This is a genomic window from Phaeovulum sp. (assembly GCF_030684035.1).
Lineage (GTDB): Bacteria > Pseudomonadota > Alphaproteobacteria > Rhodobacterales > Rhodobacteraceae > UBA6213.
In genome coordinates, this window is record NZ_JAUXPI010000003.1 from 89,398 (window position 1) to 107,680 (window position 18,283).

Sequence of the window (18,283 nt, forward strand, 5' to 3'; positions counted from 1 at the left end):
CGCCTTCAGCCGCGCCAAAGCCGCCACCAGGACCGCCAGCGCGCCGCGAGCGATTTGGCAGGCTCTGCCAGAAGCCGCTCGGCGAGCCGGAAAATTTCGCGCTCGGCCTGCGCTTGTCGTTTGGCGCAACGCCGGGCCAGTGCCCGCGCCTCGGGCATGGTCTTCTGGCTCTGCACCAATCGTGCATGTAGCTCCGACAGATCGTGGTGGTTGCCAAGCAATTCGCCAAGTGCATCGGCTGCTGCGATGTGCGGTGCCATCATCTCGGGCCAAATGGGCTGCAGCAGCCGGGCGTGATACCAGTGGGCCTTGATATGCCCGCGCCAGCGATGAAGTGCCGCGTCATCATGGCCTTTGCGCAGGTGCCGCAACTCGCTGCGGCAGCGCGACCAGGTTCTGCGCAAACCGTCTTCAAGCGCGCCGAAATCACTGCCGCCGAATTGCCATTGGCCGCAGCGCCCGGCAATTGTTGCCAGCGCTTGCGCGAGCGTGTCCAGATCGGCGCGCAGGGCAGTGGGCGCGGCTTCGGCGGGGGATAGCGCTTCGGCAAGCCGTGATGCCGCGCGCTCGTCGCCCGTTTGGGCGATAAGCGCAAGCGTCGCGCCCATCACCTCAACCTCGCGGTGATGGGCGATCTGGCGGGCCGAGTCGCGCAGCGCGCGGTCTTCAAGCCGGAACGCCGGAAAATTGGAGCGTACAAGACCCAGAAGGCCGCGTAGCATCTTGATGTTCTTGCGTATTGCATGCAACTGGCCCGGCCCCGGCGCGCCCCGTGCCAGGCTGATTGCCTCGGCCAAAAGTGCTGCGGCGATGCGGCGGACGGCATCGCCGGCGGTTTTGTCGGCAAGATCGAAACCGTAGGCCATGCCGCAGTGTGCCACGGAAGCGCGCGCCGGGGTCAATCTTTGTTTAACCACCGCTGCTAGCTCTCGTCGCGCCGGGGCATGAGGCACCCGGCTTGTTCCCAGCTTGAGCATTCCGGTCAGGAGCCAACCGAAGGAGCGCGCCCTGCGCGCCCGCGCCCCAGATGCGGACCCTGCGCCGCTGGGGCGGACCGGAACACCTAAGGGGATGCTCTATGAACAAGGCTATTACCGACGGGCTGCTGCTGATGCCGCCCGCATTCGATCTGGGGCTTGGCGTCTGGTCGAGCGAAAATGGCACCGCAGGCTCGGCCACCTATCAAGGCGCAGCAAACGCGGCGCTGGTGACGGCCGATCAGGACTTTGGCAATTGCCTTGAGCTGGTAAAAACCGCATCGACGCAGAAATTGCGCTACATGGGGCAGACACCCATTCTGCCCGGCTGCTACCTGCGCGTCACCGCACACGTCAAGGCGATGAGCGGCAACCTTCCCTCGGTGCGTATCGCAGCTTACGCCATGGGGCCGGGCGACGTGCACACGACCGGGTTGACCGAGGTCGGCAGCGCGGTTGCCCTGTCTGCCTATGGCAAAGTCGCCACGGTGCAGGCGATCATTGGCACCGGGTCGCGCGGCGGGGTCGATATGGCCTGGGGCACGACGCCCCTTTACGGCCACTTCGGGCTTGACCTGACGGGGGCGAACAACGGTGTGGTCCGCATCGACGACATCGCGATTGAAGATGTTACCTCGGCCTTCCTGCGCGATCTCATGGACTGGGTCGATGTGCGCGATTTCGGCGCGAAGGGGGATGGCATCGCCGACGACCGCGCGGCCTTTGTTGCGGCCGACGCGGCAGCGGCAGGGCGCGAGATGCTGGTTCCAGCCGGGGTCTACCGCATCGGCTCGAATCTTTCGATCAACACGACAGTGCGCTTTGTCGGAACGGTGACGATGGACGCTGCGGTGCGGTTGCTCCTGTTGAAAAACTACGACTTCCCGACCTATGCCGAAGCGTTTGGCGACGAGCATCTGGGCTTCAAGAAGGCGTTGCAGGCGCTTTTCTATTTCAACGACCACAACATTCTCGATCTCAAGGGCCGCCGGGTCGAGGTGACCGAGCCGATCCTGATCAGTGACGTGGCACCGGGGCTTGTGTCCTTTTCCAGCCGCCGGGTGGTGATGAACGGCCAGTTGAACGCGATCGACGGGCCTGCCTGGACGCCTGATGTGGTGACATCGCTGGCCACCTACGACGTGACGCAGCCGACGACGCTGACGGCAGTGGCCAACATTGCCAATATCGCGGTGGGATCGCGGATTACCGGAACCGGGATCGGGCGCGAGGTTTATGTGCGCGCCCGAAATATCGGCGCGGGCACGATTACGCTTTCGCAGCCCTTCTATGGCGGCTCGGGCACCCGCACGCTGACCTTCACCCGCTACAAATACATGCTCGATTTTTCAGGCATGGACAAACTCGACCGCTTCAACATCAGCGAGATCGAGTTTCTGTGCAACGGCGTGGCGAGCCTTGTCATGCTCGCCCCTGCGGGCGAGACCTTTCATTTGCGCGATTGCTCGGTGATCCGCCCGCGCGACCGCGGCATCACCTCGATCGGCCGCGCCTGTCAGGGCATGATGATCGACCGCTGCCAGTTCCTTTCAAACGAAATGGACCTGCGCGCGCAGGATCGCACCACGATTGCGCTCAACGTCAACGCCAATGACGTGAAGGTGCGCGACAGCCGCTTTGTGCGGTTTGCGCATTTCATGGTCGCCTATGGTACCGGTCACCTGATCGTCGGCAACCACTGGTTCCAGGGTGACAACGAGGCAAACGGCGTGCGCTTTGGCGGGCTGGTGCTGACCCGGCCCAACGTGCAGACTTCGGTGACAGGCAACTACATCGACAATTCGGTGATCGAATGGACCAACGAATATGAGGTCAGCCCGGATTATGCCGACCAGTTTTCGTTCGGCGGGCTGACGATCAGCGGCAACACTTTCGTTTCGATTGACGTCGCACCATGGTTCCGCTGGATTTCGGTGAAACCCTACGGCACCGGGCACTTTGTCCATGGGCTGAACGTTTCGGGCAACGTGTTCCGCGCGATCGGTGGCGATGTGGACCGTATCGAGCAGGTCGATACAACCTTTGCCGACCTCAACTTCAGCCGGATGCGCAACATCGTGATGGAAGGCAACATCTTCAACGGCGTGCTGCAGTATGTGTCGAACCCGCTGACGATGGACTTTACCCAAGCTACCGCACAGACCACCTGGACGCTCAGCCCCGGCGCTGCGCTTCCCTTCGGTGGCTGGGCGCGCAACGTGGAAAGCGTGGTGACCCAGGGCATGATCACCAATGCCTCGAACGCGCGGGTTAGCGAGTTGCCTTATGTACTGACCGAGCAGGGAACAGGCAAGAAGTCGATCACGCTCAACTGGTCGCAGGCCGCCAAGGGCCGGGCGCAGGTGAAACTGCGGATGGACGTGCTGGCCTGACGCCGAAGGCAGGCGTTCGGGAAAGGGGCGGTGCCTGCGGGTGCCGCCCTTTTCATTGCGCGAGGTCTGCGGCGGTAAGCTCGAACGCCTTGCCAAACCCGCCGTTCAACAGCGCGGCGGTGGGCAGCAGATGCACAAATCGGAAATCCGGCAGATCGGCATAGACCAGCGCTTTCGGGTGCCGCGCCAGCCAGAGCGCACGCAAGCCGCGCTCGCTGGCGGCGGCGGGGGCGATAAAGGCGGCGGTAACGCTCAGGCTCAGGCGCGGATGGGTAAGCGGGTCGCCCTTTGGCCCGGGCTCGCCCACCAGAAGCCCCGCCTGCGGTGCCAGGGTGAGCGCCCGGCTGTGCAGCGCCAGCCCCGATATCAGCGCGAGCAATCCACCGCCCGCTGCGGGTGCAAGTGCAATGCGCGCAACATGTGGGGTGCCGGTGCCAGGGTGCAGCACCCCGAGTGCGCCAAAGCTAGCGCCCGAAATCAGTGCGCATGCCAGCGCGCGGGCGGCTGCATCGGTGGGGCGGATTGGCGAAATCGGTTCCCGCATTGGGTCTCCGCAGCTTGGACCCGCCCTGCTCTAGGGCGTATATGGGCAACTTTCAAGGCACCGAGGCGTGCGAATCGTTACCGCGGCGCATGGCACAAGGATGCCCCAGGTTGATTCGCTCTGGCGCGCGTCAATGCCCCCGCGCCCGGAACGCCAGGTAACATCACCGTCGCGTGAACAGGCAATGTCTTGAAATAACATGCCAAAAAAGTGCTGCAAATCGCTGTTTTTACAAAGTTACCGACTAGTCTGTGAATTTATTTACAAAATAATTCAACTCACAAAGGGGGTTACATCAAATGCCACAATTGGTTTACAATCCCCTTGGGATGGAGAGCCCGATGTTTTCGGGGGTGCGAGGTCACCGCGCTGCGTGATCTCGGGGATAGGGAGGATAGGGCAATGACCGCTCAGGACAAAACTTCAGGTTCAATACCGTCGATGCACCCGGTTCCAGCAGGGTTTGAAAACGCGCATGCCGATCTCGCAAAGTATCGTGCCATGTACAACGAATCGGTCGCTGATCCTGACAAGTTCTGGGGCCGCGAGGGCAAACGGATCGACTGGATCACCCCCTACACCAAGGTCAAGAACACCGATTTCACCTTTGGCCATGTCAGCATCAAGTGGTTCGAAGACGGTGTCCTGAACGTTTCGGCCAACTGCATCGACCGGCATCTGGCGACCCGCGGCGATCAGACCGCGATCATTTTTGAACCCGACGATCCCAATACCCCTGCCGAGCACATCAGCTACAGCCAGCTTTCAGAGCGCGTGAACCGCATGGCGAACGTTCTGCTCAGCCAGGGCGTGATGCGTGGCGACAGGGTGGTGATCTACCTGCCGATGATCCCTGAAGCCGCCTATGCGATGCTGGCCTGCGCCCGCATTGGCGCGATCCATTCGGTGGTATTCGCCGGCTTTTCGCCCGACGCGCTTGCCAACCGGATCAACGACTGCGGCGCGAAGCTTGTCATCACCGCAGATACAGCGCCGCGTGGTGGCCGCCGCACGCCGCTCAAGGCCAATACCGATGCCGCGCTTTTGCACTGCTCCGACAAGGTGCGCTGTCTGGTGGTCAAGCACACCGGCGATCAAACCACCTGGATTCAGGGCCGCGACGTGGATGTGAAGCTTCTGATGGCGCACGCAAGCCCCGATTGCCCGCCCCGCCCGATGGGTGCCGAAGACCCGCTGTTCATTCTCTACACCTCCGGTTCAACCGGCAAGCCGAAGGGGGTTGTGCATACCGCAGGCGGCTATCTCGTCTATGCGGCGATGACCCATCAATACACTTTCGACTATCAGGATGGCGACGTGTTCTGGTGCACCGCCGACGTGGGTTGGGTGACCGGACACAGCTACATCATCTATGGCCCGCTGGCGAATGGCGGCACCACGGTGATGTTCGAAGGGGTGCCGGGCTTCCCCGATGCGGGCCGTTTCTGGCAGGTTTGCGAAAAGCACAAGGTGACGCAGTTCTACACAGCGCCGACCGCGATCCGCTCGCTGATGGGGCAAGGGCCGGAATGGGTCGAGAAATACGATCTCTCCAGCCTGCGGGTGCTGGGCACGGTCGGCGAGCCGATCAACCCGGAAGCCTGGGTCTGGTATGACAAGCATGTGGGCAAGGGCCGCTGCCCGATCGTCGATACCTGGTGGCAGACCGAAACCGGTGGCCACATGATCACCCCCTTGCCGGGTGCCACGCCGACCAAACCGGGTTCGGCAACCACGCCGTTCTTCGGGGTGAAGCCGGTGGTGCTTGATGCCAACACCGGCGTGCGGCAGGGCGAAACCGAATGTGACGGGGTGCTTTGCATCTCGGATAGCTGGCCGGGGCAGATGCGCACGCTCTGGGGCGACCACGAGCGGTTCCAGGAGGCGTATTTCGCGCAGTATCGCGGCTATTACTTCACCGGCGACGGGTGCCGCCGCGATGCCGATGGCTACTACTGGATCACCGGCCGCGTTGACGATGTGATCAACGTTTCGGGCCACCGGATGGGCACGGCGGAAGTGGAATCGGCGCTGGTTGCGCATGCCAAGGTGGCCGAAGCCGCAGTGGTCGGCTACCCGCACGAGATCAAGGGGCAGGGCATCTATGCCTATGTCACGCTGATGAACGGCGAGACGCCTTCGGACGATCTGCGCAAGGAACTGGTAAAGTGGGTGCGCACCGAGATCGGCCCGATCGCCAGCCCCGACCTTATCCAGTGGGCACCAGGCCTGCCGAAAACCCGCTCTGGCAAGATCATGCGCCGCATCCTGCGCAAGATCGCCGAAAACGATTACGGCGCGCTGGGCGATATCTCGACACTCGCGGACCCTTCGGTGGTGCAAGAGCTGATCGAAAACCGCATGAACCGGGCCTGAGCGGATGCAGGGCAGGGCAAAAACCACCCCCGCCGTGTTGATCCTGCTCGGGCCACCCGGCGCGGGCAAGGGCACACAGGCGCGCATGCTTGAAGAGCGTTACGGGCTGATTCAGCTTTCCACGGGCGATCTTTTGCGCGCCGCGGTTGCTGCGGGCACACCTGCGGGGAAAGCCGCCAAGGCGGTCATGGAGGCCGGGCAACTGGTCAGCGACGACATCGTTCTGGCGATTCTGAAAGAGCGGATGGCCGCCCCTGACGTGAAGGCGGGGGTCATACTTGATGGCTTCCCGCGCACCGACGGGCAGGCTACGGCGCTCGACGGTCTTCTGGCCGCGTCAGGGCAAAAGGTAACCGCCGCAATCAGCCTTGAGGTTGACGACGAGGCGATGGTGGCGCGGGTTTCGGGCCGCACCACCTGCGCGGGTTGTGGGGAAGGCTACCATGACGAATTCAAACGGCCCGCCACGGCGGGGGTTTGTGACAAATGCGGCGGCACGGAGTTCAAGCGCCGGGCCGACGACAATGCCGAAACGGCGAGGGAACGGCTGAAGGCCTACCACGACCAGACGGCACCGCTGATTGCGCATTACGCGAAGGCAGGGGTTCTGGAAACGATCGACGCGATGGGCTCCATCGACGAAATCGCGTCCGGCCTGGACCAGATCGTGGCGCGCGTTTCAGCACCTTGACGGGGAAGGGCGGTTCCCTGCAGGGGGGTGCCGCCGGAGGTAACAACAGGGAGTTACGCATATGGCGGACAAATCTTCGTCCAACGCCTACTGGAAAGCGAACATCCGGATGATTCAGCTCTTTCTGATCATCTGGTTCGTCGTTTCCTTCGGCTTTGGCATCATTCTGCGCCCGATGCTCATGGGCATCGCGGTGGGCGGCACCGATCTGGGCTTCTGGTTTGCCCAGCAAGGCTCGATCTTGGTCTTTCTTGTCCTGATCTTCGTTTATGCCTGGCGCATGAACCGGCTCGACAAGGAATTCGGCGTCGAAGAATAAGGGAGAGCAGGGACAATGGATCAATTTACCCTCAACTTGCTGGTGATTGGCGCGACCTTCGCGCTTTACATCGGCATCGCGATCTGGGCCCGCGCGGCCTCGACGTCAGAGTTCTATGCGGCGGGTCGCGGTGTGCACCCGGTGCTGAACGGCATGGCGACCGGCGCTGACTGGATGTCGGCGGCATCGTTCATTTCGATGGCCGGTATCATCGCCATGGCGGGTGCCGGTGGCTATGAGCAGTCGGCCTATCTGATGGGCTGGACCGGCGGCTATGTGCTGCTGGCGCTGCTGCTTGCGCCCTACCTGCGCAAGTTCGGCAAGTTCACCGTGCCGGAATTCATCGGCGACCGCTTCTATTCGAAGTCGGCGCGGATGGTGGCGGTGGCCTGCCTGATCATCGCCTCGGTCACCTACGTTATCGGCCAGATGACCGGCGTCGGCGTTGCCTTCGCGCGCTTCCTCGAAGTGAAATCGTCAACCGGTCTCTATATCGGCGCGACGATCGTGTTCGCCTATGCCGTGCTTGGCGGCATGAAGGGCATCACCTATACGCAGGTTGCCCAGTACTGCGTGCTGATCGTCGCCTATACCATTCCGGCGATCTTCATCTCGCTCAACCTGACCGGCAACTTCCTGCCGCAAGCCGGCCTCTTTGGCACCCACTCCGCCTCGGGTGTGGCGCTGCTGGCCAAGCTTGACAGTCTGGTTACCGAACTCGGCTTTACCCAGTACACCGGCCACACCAAGAACACGCTCAACATGGTGCTGTTCACCATGTCGCTGATGATCGGCACCGCCGGCCTTCCTCATGTGATCGTGCGCTTCTTCACCGTTCCGAAGGTCGCTGATGCGCGCGCTTCGGCCGGTTGGGCGCTGGTGTTCATCGCGCTTCTCTACACCGTCGCCCCCGCCGTTGGCGCGATGGCCCGGCTGAACCTGACCACCACCTTCTGGCCCAACGCCATTACCGGCAATGCCTTCGACGGCCCCGCCGTCTCGGTTGCCGACATCGCCTCGAAGCCAGAGCTGAACTGGATCAACAACTGGGTCAAAACCGGTCTGTTGAAGTTCGAAGACAAGAATGGTGACGGCCAGATCCAGTACTACAACGACAAGAACCCGACGGTGAAAGCTGCGGCGGAAGCCAAAGGCTGGACCGGGAACGAACTGACCACGGTGAACAACGACATCATCGTGCTGGCCAATCCCGAAATCGCGCGTCTGCCCGGTTGGGTTATCGCGCTGGTCGCCGCCGGTGGTCTTGCCGCCGCGCTCTCGACCGCTGCGGGCCTGCTTCTGGCAATTGCTTCGGCCATCAGCCATGACGTGATCAAGGGTGCGATCAACCCGAGCATCTCGGAAAAGGGTGAACTGCTGGCCGCGCGGATCGCCATGGGTGCGGCGATTATTGTGGCAACCTACCTTGGCCTCAACCCGCCGGGCTTTGCGGCGCAGACCGTGGCGCTTGCCTTCGGTATTGCCGCCGCCTCGATCTTCCCGGCACTGATGATGGGCATCTTCTCGAAGCGCATCAACAACAAGGGCGCGGTCGCGGGGATGCTTTCGGGCCTGATCTTCACGCTCGTCTACATCTTCATCTACAAGGGCTGGTTCTTCTTCCCCGGCACCAACCAACTGCCTGACAACGTCGATAACTGGGTGTTCGGCATCTCGCCGCTCTCGATCGGTACCGTCGGCGCGCTGGTAAACTTCGCGGCGGCCTATATCGTGTCGCTCGCTACCGAAGAGCCGCCGCAGGAAGTGCAGGAGTTGATCGAGTCGATCCGCGTGCCGAAAGGCGCAGGCGCGGCGACCGCTCACTAAACGCGATTTCCGGGCGCAGGGCTTGCCCCAGCGCCCGGACTGCAAGACCGGCGGCGCGCCGAGAACCGGCGCGCCTGCCAACCGGAAGGGGGGTAACGATGAACGACGATCTCAAGGCGACCATCGCGTTTCTCGAAACCGTGCACCCCTACGATACCTTGCCCAAGGACGAACTGGCGCGGGTCGCCGGTTGCTTCGTGCGCAATGAGTTTGCGGCCGATACGCTGGTTTACCAGATCGGCGAGCCATTGGCCGGGATATTCCTGATCAAGCGCGGCGGGGTCGAGGTGCTTGACCGCAATGGCGGGCTGGTTTCATTGCTGGCTGCGCGCAACACCTTTGGCGAGCGCGGGCTGATGCGTGATGGCCTGGCCGCCACCACCGCCCACACCCGCGAGGACAGCACAATTCTGATGCTGCCCGCGATCGAGTTTCGCGAGCTGATCGCGCGCTTTCCCTCGTTCGAGCGGTTTTTCAATCGCGGTCGCGGTCAGGACCATCACACCAGCGACATTTCGACGCTGAAGGTGGCCGACCTGATTGCCCGCAAACCGCTGTCCTGCGCGCCCGACACGCCTGTTGCCGAAGCCGCAAGGATGATGCGCGATGCCCAAATCTCGAGCCTCGGCGTCACCGATGGCGAAAAGCTCGTGGGCATTCTTACGGTGCGCGATCTGGCAAACAAGGTGCTGGCCGAAGGTCGCAGCGCCACCACACCGGTTGCCAAGGTGATGACCGCCAAGCCGATCTCGCTGCCCCCTACGGCGCTCGGGACAGACATTTTGCACATCATGCTGGAACGCAAGATCGGGCATTTGCCGATTGTTGAAGATGGCCGCTTTGTCGGCATGATCACCCAGACCGATCTCACCCGGTTTCAGGCGGTCAGCTCGGCGGTGCTGGTACGAGATCTGGCAGGGGCGACAAAGGTTGCAGAGATGGCCGCGGTCACCGCGCGCATTCCAAGGCTTCTGGTGCAACTTGTGGGCGGCAACCACGCGCATGAGGTGGTGACGCGGCTGATTACCGACATTGCCGATACCGTGACCCGCCGCCTGCTGGCACTGGCCGAGGCGGAGCTTGGCGCGGCACCGGTGCCCTATCTCTGGCTCGCCTGCGGCAGCCAGGGGCGGCAGGAACAGACCGGCATCTCCGATCAGGACAACTGCATGATCATCCACAATAATGCCACGCCGGATGACATGGTCTATTTTGCCAAGATGGCGAAGATCGTCAGCGACGGGCTGAATGAATGCGGCTACGTCTATTGCCCCGGTGACATGATGGCCACCGCCGACCGCTGGCGCGTGCGCCAAAAGCTCTGGCGCGACTATTTCCAGCGCTGGATCGCCGTGCCATCGAACGAGGCGCAGATGCTCGCCTCGGTGATGTTCGATCTGCGCCCGATCGGCGGAACGGTCAGCCTCTATCAGGAATTGCAGCAAGAAACGTTGGATATGGCCGCCAAGAACTCGATCTTTGTGGCGCATATGATCGCAAACTCGCTCAAGCACACGCCGCCTCTGGGCCTCATTCGTGGCTTCGCCACGATCCGCTCGGGCGAACACCGCAACCACATCGACATGAAGCACAACGGAGTGGTGCCGGTGGCTGACCTCGCGCGCGTCTATGCGCTGCAAGGCCGTCTCACCGCAGCCAATACCCGCGCCCGACTGCAAGGTGCGGAAGCGGCGGGGATCATCTCCACCTCGGGCGCGCGCGACCTGATCGAGGCCTACGACCTGATCGCCTCGATGCGGCTGGAAAACCAGGCGCTTCTGGTGCGCTCGGGGCGCAAGCCCGACAATTTCCTTTCACCGACCGACCTTTCGGATTTCGAGCGCAGCCACCTTCGCGATGCGTTCGTGGTGGTGCGCACAATGCAATCGGCGCTTGCACACGGCAAAGGCGCACCGGGCTAACAAGGACAATCGGCCAATGGCAATCGACTGGATCACGATGGCGGCGGTGGGCATTCTGGCCTTCTGCATTGTCTTTGCGGCCAACCACCTGAGCAAGCGACGGCTGCCGAAATGGCTGATGCCCGCCGCCATCGGCGGCTCGATGATCGCCTATTCGGTCTGGAACGAATATTCCTGGTTCGACCGTGTGCGCGCCGATCTTCCCGCCAGCGTGGTGATTTTGGCCGAGGTGCAGGGCGGCGCGCCGTGGCGGCCCTGGTCTTACGCCTTCCCGGTGACCTCGCGGTTCATTGCGCTCGACAGGGCGGCGGTGCTGCGCTCTGCCGCCTCGCCCGATCTGGTAGCTACCGACGTTCTGCTGGTGACACGCTGGGGCCAAACGGTGCGGGTACCGGTCGCCTTCGATTGCAAGGCCGGCGCGCGTGCCGATCTGGTGGAAGGTGCCGAACTGGTGCCCGACGGAACCCTGCGCGGTGCCACCTGGGTGGCGGTGGGGTTGGATGACGAGATGCTGAAGGCCGCCTGCAACGGAGGATGAGCAATGGCCGACGGTGGAAGAAAACACCGGGTTCTGGTGGTCGAGGACGAGGACAATATTGCCATCGCGCTCGATTATCTGCTGACCCGCGAAGGCTATGACCACGACCGCATCGCCAATGGGGCCGAGGCAATGGCGCGCATCCGCGCGACGCTGCCCGACCTTGTGCTGCTTGACGTGATGCTGCCCGAGGTATCGGGGTACGAGATCTGCCAGACTGTGCGCGCCGACCCCGCGCTCATTGGCGTGAAGATACTGATGATGACGGCGCGCGGTTCAGCGATGGAGCGGCGCAAGGGGCTGGCGCTGGGTGCCGACGGCTTCATTGCCAAGCCATTCGAGTTGAAGGAACTGCGCGCCGAAGTGCAGCGCCTGCTTGCTGCGGAGCCGGGGTCATGATCGAACGGCTCAGCCTGCGGATCCGGGTTTTCCTGTTCTTCGTGGCGCTGGCAGCAGGCAATCTGGGCGCGATCATTGCGGGCATCTATGCTGGCTACCATCGCATTGAAGACCCTGCGGTATTCAACGCCTTCATTCAGGGCGGCATCATCACCGGCTTCACCATCCTGGGTCTGATCACCTGGGTCTGGTTCCTGTTCGACAAGAATGTGGCGCGACCGATCGAGCGATTGGCGGGCGGCATTCGCGCCCGCACCCATGCCGAGGTTTCGGCAGAGCTTGACCACACCTCTGGCAAGTATCTCGGCGATCTGGCACCTGCCGCGCTTGCGGTAACCCAGTATCTGGCCGAGACGCGCGACGCGCTTTCCGGGGCGGTGGAACGCGAGACGGCGCGGCTGGAGACCGAAAAGGGGCGGCTGGAAACGCTCTTGTCCGATGTGCCGGTCGGGGTTCTCCTGTGCACAGCTGACCATCAGTTGGTGTTCTACAACGGGCAAGCAGTTGATCTGCTGGGTCGTGCCGACACATCGCAGGGACCGGGGCTTGACCGCGGCCTCTTTGAATACCTGCACCACGCGCCGATCGAGCAAGCCTGGGCACGGCTGCGCGAAACCGACGATCACGATGCCGCTTCGGATCTGCTCTGCGCAACCACCGGCTCGGGCAAGGTGCTGGCGGCGCGGATGCGGCTTCTGGCAGAGCCGGTTGGCAGCGACGGCACCCGGCCAAGACCCGGCTATGTGCTGACGCTGCGCGATGTGAGCAGCGATCTGGCGTCGCAAGCCGAGCGCGAGGCACTGATCGACGAGATGTTCGACAGGGTGCGGCGCCCGGCGGCAAACCTGCTTTCGGTGATTGGGGTGGTGACCGAAGCGGGCGGTGCGCTGCCGGAGAAACTTGGCGGCGCGATGTTGGCCGAGGTAACGGCTCTGGCGCAGGCGGTCACCGAGCTGGCCGCGCGCCACGATGCGGCGCGGGCAGAATGGCGGCCGCTCAGCCTGGTCCGCGCCTCCGATCTGACCGAGGCGATCCGGGCGCGGGCAGGGGCAGAGGGCGTGGTGCTCGATGTCGCGGCGCAAGAGCTGATCCTGCGTTGCGACGGGTTCGAGCTTGCGGCGCTGATGGCGTCGCTGGCGGCGCGGCTGGCATCCGGTCGGCAAGGCCTGCGCGTGGAGATCGGCGAGGATGGGCCGGGGGCGCTGATCGCGCTTGCCTGGCAGGGGCCCGCGGTTTCGGTCAGCGAGCTTGACCGCTGGCTTGATGCGCCGCTTGAGGTCGGCATGCCCGACCTGACCGGGCGGCGGGTGCTGGCAACGCATGCTACCGAAATCTGGCCCGAACCGCTGGCCGCAGGCGAAGCGCGCATCTGCCTGCCGCTGCGCGAAGTGCGCCGCGCCCACAAGCGACCGGCACCGGTGCTGCGCGCCGTGGTCTATGACTTTGACCTGCTGCTCAAGGACCGCCCGGCAAGCCTGATGGCGGCGCGCCTTGATGATCTGACCTATGTCGTGTTCGACACCGAGACGACAGGTCTTCTGCCCGCGCAGGGCGACGAGATCGTGCAGATTGCCGGGGTGCGGATCGTCAACGGGCGGCGGCTGGAAAAGGAAGTGTTCGATGCGCTGGTGAACCCGGGTCGCCCGATCCCATCGGCATCGACCGAGGTGCATGGCATCACCGATGCAATGGTAGCCGATGCGCCCGACATTGCCGATGTCGGGCGCCGTTTCCACGCTTTCGCCAAGGGCGCGGTGCTGGTGGCGCATAACGCGCCCTTCGATGTCGAATTCCTGCGCCGCAAGCAGGCCCGGATCGGCGCGGTGTTCGACCATCCCACGCTGGATACGGTGCTCTTGTCGGCGGTGGTGTTCGGGCAGGGCGAGAGCCACAGCCTCGATGCGCTGACGCATCGGCTCGGGATCACCATTCCCGAGGAGGCGCGCCATACGGCGATTGGCGATACCGTGGCGACCGCCGAGGCCTTCCTGAAGCTTCTGCCCTCGCTCAAGGCGCGCGGGCTTGAGACCTTTGGCGATGTGCTGCGCGAGGTGCGCAAGCACGGGCGGCTGCTGAAAGATCTGAACGGCTGAAGGCCGGGGGCGCTGCCCCCGGACCCCCGGGGTATTTGGACGATGAAGAAGCGGCGGGGGGTCAGGTCCAGTCGCCGATGCCGCTGCCGACAGCATCGGCGACAGTGGCAAACCCGTCACGCGCAAGCAGCAGATCAAGGCCGCGCGCAATCTCTGCGCCAAGCGAGAGGCCGCCAAACACCAGCGCCGTGTAAAGCTGCACCGCCGAGGCCCCGGCGCGAATTTTCTGGTAGGCCTGATCGGCGGAGCCAACCCCGCCAACCCCGATCAGCACCAACCGGCCAGCGGTCAGTTGCGCGAGGCGGGCAAGCAGGCGCGTGGAGATTTCGAACAGCGGCGCGCCCGAGAGGCCGCCTTTCTCGTTCCGATCAGCAGATTTCAGGCCGTCGCGCGCAATCGTGGTGTTGGTGGCGATGATCCCGTCGATGCCGGAGGCAAGCGCCACCTCGGCGATATCCTCCAGCGCAGCTTCTGCCAGGTCGGGCGCAATCTTGAGAAACAGCGGCAACGGCCGGGCGAGCTCGGTGCGTGCCGCGAGCACGGCTTCGAGCAGGGCGGCAAGTGCCGCCGGGCCTTGCAGGTCGCGCAATCGCTCGGTGTTGGGCGACGAGACGTTGATGGTGGCAAAGTCGATATGCGGTCCGGCGATGCGCAGCACCTCGGCAAAGTCGGCGGCACGGTCGGGGCTGTCCTTGTTGGCACCAAGGTTCAGCCCCACCGGAATCCCCGGAGGGCGGCGCGAGAGGCGCTTGGCGATGACCTCCGCGCCTTCGTTGTTGAAGCCAAAGCGGTTGATCGCGGCGCGGTCTGCGGTCAGCCTGAACAGCCTCGGCTTCGGGTTGCCGGGCTGCGCGCGCGGCGTGGCGGCCCCGAGTTCGAGAAAGCCGAAGCCCGCGCGCATCAGCGGTGCGACCGCCACCGCGTTCTTGTCGAAGCCTGCGGCAAGGCCGATCGGGTTGGGCAGCGCCAGCCCCGCGAGCCGGGTTTGCAGGCGCGGCGTCGAGACCACCCCCGACAGCGGCACCAGGCCCGCGGCGAGCGCGCGGATCGAGAGGCCATGCGAGAGTTCCGGGTCGAGCCGCAAAAGCACCGCAAGCCCGGCGCGTTCGATCAGGTTCACGGCATGCCCTCTGGAAAAATGTGGCCGCTGGCACCGAGCGGCAGAGAGGTGTCGCGCACTACTTCGGCTATCAGCAGCGGCCGGTAGAGATGCGGGAACAGCGCCCCGCCGCGCGCCGGTTCCCATTTCAGCGCCGCGCCAAGGCGGGTGGCGTCGAGCGAGACAAGCACCAGATCGCTTTCGCCGGCGAAATGTCGGGCGGCGGTTTCGGTCACCTGCGCGGCGGTGGAAAAGTGGATGAAGCCATCCGCGAGATCGACCGGGGCACCGAAGGTTTGCCCCGCGGCGCGGAACGCATCCCATTCGGGGCGGCGGAATATCTTGTAGATCAGCATGTGCCCCACATGCGCCAAGGCGGGTGCGCGGTCAATGCCTGCCGCGGTCATGATGCCGTTGCACTGAGCGACTACCAGCACCGCAGTGGAGCTTTGACAGATTGCCGCGAAGGTCGCACAGTGTGGCGATCATCACCAAGGGGAGTTCTCGCATGTCTGCTTTTTCACGCAATCTGGTTGCGGCGTTGCTCGGGGCGTCCTGCCTCGTGGCTGCGCCAGCACTAGCGGAGACGGTCAAGCTGACCATTCTCGGCATCGGCGATATCTACAGCTACGACGGCGACGGCACGCGCGGCGGTTTTGCGCGCCTCAATGCCGTGGTAAAGGCCGAACGCGCCGCCAACCCGAACATGATCTACGCCTTTGACGGCGACATGCTTTCGCCGTCGTTGCTTTCGGGCTTTGACCTCGGGCAGAATACCATCGACCTGACCAATCTCGTTCCCTTCGACATCGCGGTGCCGGGGAACCACGAGTTTGACTTCGGGCCCGAGAATTTCTTCGAGAAGATGGCCGGTTCCAACTATCCTTGGGCCGCGATCAACATTACCAACGCCGATGGCTCGGCGATACCCGGGCTTGGCGGGGTGATGGTGAAAGAGGTGGGCGGGATCAAGGTTGCGCTGATTCCGATCGCGCAGGACACCACACCCGAAGTGTCGAGTTCGGGTGATCTGGTGTTTTTGCCCACGGTGGAAACCGGCATCGCCGCCGCCAAGGCGGCGCGCGCCGATGGTGCCGAAATCGTGATCGGCGTGGTGCAGACCAACATGGAAAACGACCGTGCGCTGATCGCAAGCCACGCTTTCGACGTGATCCTGTCGGGCGACGACCATTCCTATGCCACCGCCTATGACGGCTTCACCGCCTATGTCGAAACCTCGGTTGACGGGCGCCACATTGCGCCGCTCGATCTGATGGTGGATGTGACCGAGAAAGACGGCAAGCGCACGATCAAATGGATGCCGGTGTTCCGTTTCATCGACAGCGCAACCGTAACGCCCGACCCGGAAAGCCAGGCGCTGGCGGATGGCTTCAAGCAGATGCTTGACGACACGCTCAGCGCGGCGATCGGCAGCACCGAAGGGCCGCTTGATTCGCGGCGCAATGTGGTGCGCAAGGAGGAATCGGCGATGGGCAACCTGATCGCCGATGCCATGCGTGCGGCGGTGAATGCCGATATCGCGATCATGAACGGCGGCGGCATCCGCGCCGACCGCACCTATGACGCAGGCACCGTGCTCACCCGGCGCGACATGCTGACCGAACTGCCGTTTGGCAACCTGACGGTTGCGACGGAGCTTCCGGGGTCGCAGATTCTGGCGGCGCTGGAAAACGGTGTCAGTCAGGTGGAAAACGGCGCTGGCCGCTTCCCGCAGGTTTCGGGGCTTACCTTCACGCTGGACCCGGCCGCCCCGGCAGGGTCGCGCGTGTCCGAAGTTATGGTCGGCGGCGCGCCGCTCGATCTCAACAAGGTCTATCGACTGGCGACCAATGACTTCCTGCTTGATGGTGGCGACGGCTACACCGCGCTTAGCGGTGGTCGGGTGCTGACCAACATCGGCGGCGGAAATCTGGTTGCCAATGACGTGATGGCCTTTGTCGAAAAGAACGGCAAGGTGACCAACACGGTCGAAGGCCGGATCAAGATCCTCGGCAAGTAACGCCCGACCAATGCAGCGTGAGGCGCGCCCGGACCGGGCGCGCCTTTGCATTCGCGCCCCCTTCGCGCCGCCCCCCGAGGGCGTTATGCTTGGGCGCATGTGCGGACGCTTTGCCATCACCCTGCCGCCCGAAGCGATGGTGCGGATGTTCGATGCGGTGCCGGGCAATGATGTGCCACAGGGTGCCCGCTACAACGTCTGCCCGACCCAGATGGTGGCCGCCGTGACCTCGCTTGAAGGGGTGCGGCACCTGCGCGGGCTGCGCTGGGGCTTTGTGCCCGCGTGGTATGAAACTCCGACCGATGGGCCTTTGCTGATCAATGCAAGGGCCGAAACCATAGCCGAAAAGCCCGCGTTTCGCGCGGCGGTCAGGGCGCGGCGGTGCCTGATCGCTGCCGATGGGTTTTACGAATGGAACGTGGGCGGGAACGGGGCGCGGCTGCCGTGGTTCGTGACCCGCGCCGATGGCAGGCCGATGGCGATGGCGGGCATCTGGCAAGACTGGGAGCGTGCGGGCCAGCGGTTGACAGGTTGCGCCATCGTCACCTGCGCGGCGGGGCCGGACATGGCACCCATTCATCACCGCGAGCCGGTGCTGGTGGACCCCGCCGATTGGCCGCTCTGGCTGGGCGAAAGCGGCCATGGTGCCGCGCGCCTGATGCGGGGGCACCCGGAGGCGGCGCTTCGTGCCTGGCGGGTGGGGGTCGGGGTGAACTCGAACCGCGCGACGGGAGCAGAGCTTTGCGCCCCGCTGGCAACCGGCACGCCGGGGGCGTGAAGGCCCGGGTTTCGCGCCAATGATGCCGCAGCACTTGCGCGCCGCCGGGGCCTCGGCTTATAGGGGGCGGGCGCGGGTGTAGCTCAATGGTAGAGCAGCTGCCTTCCAAGCTGAATACGTGGGTTCGATTCCCATCACCCGCTCCATCTTCTCCCTTTGGCCAAATGGCTGCTCTGGTGCGCCGCGTTGCAGCACCTTTCCTGCCTTTGCGATGGCAAGCGCAGCGGGGTTCTGGCGCGCGTCATCCCCATTGGGCAAACGTTGGCAGGACTGGCGCAGGGCAAAATGCGCGGCGCAGACAGACCGG

At 63.9% G+C, this 18,283-nt stretch carries 15 protein-coding genes and 1 tRNA gene; 12 read left to right on the plus strand and 4 right to left on the minus strand.

The window, feature by feature from the left end; genetic code table 11:
- Positions 1–5: 5 nt before the first annotated feature.
- Positions 6–866, minus strand: coding sequence for a CHAD domain-containing protein (locus Q8J98_RS01285; RefSeq protein WP_305292748.1), 861 nt, complete (start codon positions 864–866; stop codon positions 6–8).
- 212 nt (positions 867–1,078) lie between these two features.
- Here Q8J98_RS01285 and Q8J98_RS01290 point away from each other — a divergent pair, with 212 nt between their 5' ends.
- Positions 1,079–3,370, plus strand: a complete 2,292-nt coding sequence (locus tag Q8J98_RS01290) for a glycosyl hydrolase family 28-related protein (RefSeq protein ID WP_305292750.1) — start codon at positions 1,079–1,081, stop codon at positions 3,368–3,370.
- 52 nt (positions 3,371–3,422) lie between these two features.
- Here the strand turns inward: Q8J98_RS01290 and Q8J98_RS01295 are convergent, their stop codons facing one another.
- Positions 3,423–3,914, minus strand: a complete 492-nt coding sequence (locus Q8J98_RS01295; RefSeq protein WP_305292752.1) for a pyridoxamine 5-phosphate oxidase — start codon at positions 3,912–3,914, stop codon at positions 3,423–3,425.
- A gap of 441 nt (positions 3,915–4,355) precedes the next feature.
- Between Q8J98_RS01295 and acs the strand changes: the two genes are divergently transcribed.
- The 8 genes from acs to Q8J98_RS01335 all read left to right on the plus strand — a co-directional run bounded on the left by acs (position 4,356) and on the right by Q8J98_RS01335 (position 14,079).
- Positions 4,356–6,290: an acetate--CoA ligase gene (gene acs, locus Q8J98_RS01300; RefSeq protein WP_305292809.1), complete on the plus strand. Its 1,935-nt coding sequence runs from the start codon at positions 4,356–4,358 to the stop codon at positions 6,288–6,290.
- Between the two features lie 4 nt (positions 6,291–6,294).
- Positions 6,295–6,981: an adenylate kinase gene (locus Q8J98_RS01305; protein WP_305292754.1), complete on the plus strand. Its 687-nt coding sequence runs from the start codon at positions 6,295–6,297 to the stop codon at positions 6,979–6,981.
- Between the two features lie 61 nt (positions 6,982–7,042).
- Positions 7,043–7,300: a DUF4212 domain-containing protein gene (locus Q8J98_RS01310; protein WP_305183488.1), complete on the plus strand. Its 258-nt coding sequence runs from the start codon at positions 7,043–7,045 to the stop codon at positions 7,298–7,300.
- Positions 7,301–7,315: 15 nt separating this feature from the next.
- Positions 7,316–9,127 carry a sodium:solute symporter family protein gene (locus Q8J98_RS01315; RefSeq protein WP_305292756.1) on the plus strand — a complete coding sequence of 604 codons (1,812 nt, stop codon included), beginning with the start codon at positions 7,316–7,318 and terminating at the stop codon, positions 9,125–9,127.
- Between the two features lie 98 nt (positions 9,128–9,225).
- The gene (locus Q8J98_RS01320) at positions 9,226–11,049 is read left to right on the plus strand and encodes a putative nucleotidyltransferase substrate binding domain-containing protein (RefSeq protein WP_305292758.1); all 1,824 of its coding nucleotides are present in this window, start codon (positions 9,226–9,228) and stop codon (positions 11,047–11,049) included.
- Between the two features lie 16 nt (positions 11,050–11,065).
- A complete protein-coding gene (locus tag Q8J98_RS01325) occupies positions 11,066–11,587 on the plus strand; it encodes a hypothetical protein (RefSeq protein ID WP_305292760.1) in 522 nt (173 codons plus the stop codon).
- A 3-nt stretch (positions 11,588–11,590) separates the two neighbouring features.
- On the plus strand, positions 11,591–11,986 hold the full coding sequence (locus Q8J98_RS01330) for a response regulator transcription factor (RefSeq protein ID WP_305183484.1): 396 nt from the start codon (positions 11,591–11,593) through the stop codon (positions 11,984–11,986).
- Complete coding sequence (locus Q8J98_RS01335) at positions 11,983–14,079, plus strand: exonuclease domain-containing protein (protein WP_305292762.1); 2,097 nt, start codon at positions 11,983–11,985, stop codon at positions 14,077–14,079. The genes Q8J98_RS01330 and Q8J98_RS01335 overlap by 4 nt, the downstream gene beginning before the upstream one ends.
- Before the next feature lie 61 nt (positions 14,080–14,140).
- Here the strand turns inward: Q8J98_RS01335 and Q8J98_RS01340 are convergent, their stop codons facing one another.
- Both Q8J98_RS01340 and Q8J98_RS01345 read right to left on the minus strand, forming a co-directional pair.
- On the minus strand, positions 14,141–15,199 hold the full coding sequence (locus Q8J98_RS01340; RefSeq protein WP_305292764.1) for a quinone-dependent dihydroorotate dehydrogenase: 1,059 nt from the start codon (positions 15,197–15,199) through the stop codon (positions 14,141–14,143).
- Positions 15,196–15,534 (minus strand): DUF952 domain-containing protein, encoded by a 339-nt coding sequence (locus tag Q8J98_RS01345; protein WP_305183624.1) that lies wholly within the window; start codon positions 15,532–15,534, stop codon positions 15,196–15,198. Before Q8J98_RS01345 ends, Q8J98_RS01340 begins: the two co-directional genes overlap by 4 nt.
- A 152-nt stretch (positions 15,535–15,686) precedes the next feature.
- On the opposite strand from Q8J98_RS01345, the gene Q8J98_RS01350 reads away from it, so the two are divergent.
- The 3 genes from Q8J98_RS01350 (at position 15,687) to Q8J98_RS01360 (ending at position 18,122) form a co-directional block, all read left to right on the plus strand.
- The gene (locus tag Q8J98_RS01350; RefSeq protein ID WP_305292767.1) at positions 15,687–17,198 is read left to right on the plus strand and encodes a bifunctional UDP-sugar hydrolase/5'-nucleotidase; all 1,512 of its coding nucleotides are present in this window, start codon (positions 15,687–15,689) and stop codon (positions 17,196–17,198) included.
- Between the two features lie 97 nt (positions 17,199–17,295).
- Positions 17,296–17,976, plus strand: coding sequence for an SOS response-associated peptidase (locus tag Q8J98_RS01355; RefSeq protein WP_305292811.1), 681 nt, complete (start codon positions 17,296–17,298; stop codon positions 17,974–17,976).
- A 72-nt stretch (positions 17,977–18,048) separates the two neighbouring features.
- A tRNA-Gly gene (locus Q8J98_RS01360) sits at positions 18,049–18,122 on the plus strand.
- The last annotated feature ends 161 nt before the right edge of the window (positions 18,123–18,283 follow it).

Excerpts from the sequence above, each read along its gene's own strand:
- Q8J98_RS01285 (WP_305292748.1), bottom strand. The coding sequence starts at position 866 with ATGGCCTACGGTTTCGATCTTGCCGACAAAACCGCCGGCGATGCCGTC.
- Q8J98_RS01290 (WP_305292750.1), top strand. The coding sequence starts at position 1,079 with ATGAACAAGGCTATTACCGACGGGCTGCTGCTGATGCCGCCCGCATTC.
- Q8J98_RS01295 (WP_305292752.1), bottom strand. The coding sequence starts at position 3,914 with ATGCGGGAACCGATTTCGCCAATCCGCCCCACCGATGCAGCCGCCCGC.
- acs (WP_305292809.1), top strand. The coding sequence starts at position 4,356 with ATGCACCCGGTTCCAGCAGGGTTTGAAAACGCGCATGCCGATCTCGCA.
- Q8J98_RS01305 (WP_305292754.1), top strand. The coding sequence starts at position 6,295 with ATGCAGGGCAGGGCAAAAACCACCCCCGCCGTGTTGATCCTGCTCGGG.
- Q8J98_RS01310 (WP_305183488.1), top strand. The coding sequence starts at position 7,043 with ATGGCGGACAAATCTTCGTCCAACGCCTACTGGAAAGCGAACATCCGG.
- Q8J98_RS01315 (WP_305292756.1), top strand. The coding sequence starts at position 7,316 with ATGGATCAATTTACCCTCAACTTGCTGGTGATTGGCGCGACCTTCGCG.
- Q8J98_RS01320 (WP_305292758.1), top strand. The coding sequence starts at position 9,226 with ATGAACGACGATCTCAAGGCGACCATCGCGTTTCTCGAAACCGTGCAC.
- Q8J98_RS01325 (WP_305292760.1), top strand. The coding sequence starts at position 11,066 with ATGGCAATCGACTGGATCACGATGGCGGCGGTGGGCATTCTGGCCTTC.
- Q8J98_RS01330 (WP_305183484.1), top strand. The coding sequence starts at position 11,591 with ATGGCCGACGGTGGAAGAAAACACCGGGTTCTGGTGGTCGAGGACGAG.
- Q8J98_RS01335 (WP_305292762.1), top strand. The coding sequence starts at position 11,983 with ATGATCGAACGGCTCAGCCTGCGGATCCGGGTTTTCCTGTTCTTCGTG.
- Q8J98_RS01345 (WP_305183624.1), bottom strand. The coding sequence starts at position 15,534 with ATGCTGATCTACAAGATATTCCGCCGCCCCGAATGGGATGCGTTCCGC.
- Q8J98_RS01350 (WP_305292767.1), top strand. The coding sequence starts at position 15,687 with ATGTCTGCTTTTTCACGCAATCTGGTTGCGGCGTTGCTCGGGGCGTCC.
- Q8J98_RS01355 (WP_305292811.1), top strand. The coding sequence starts at position 17,296 with ATGTGCGGACGCTTTGCCATCACCCTGCCGCCCGAAGCGATGGTGCGG.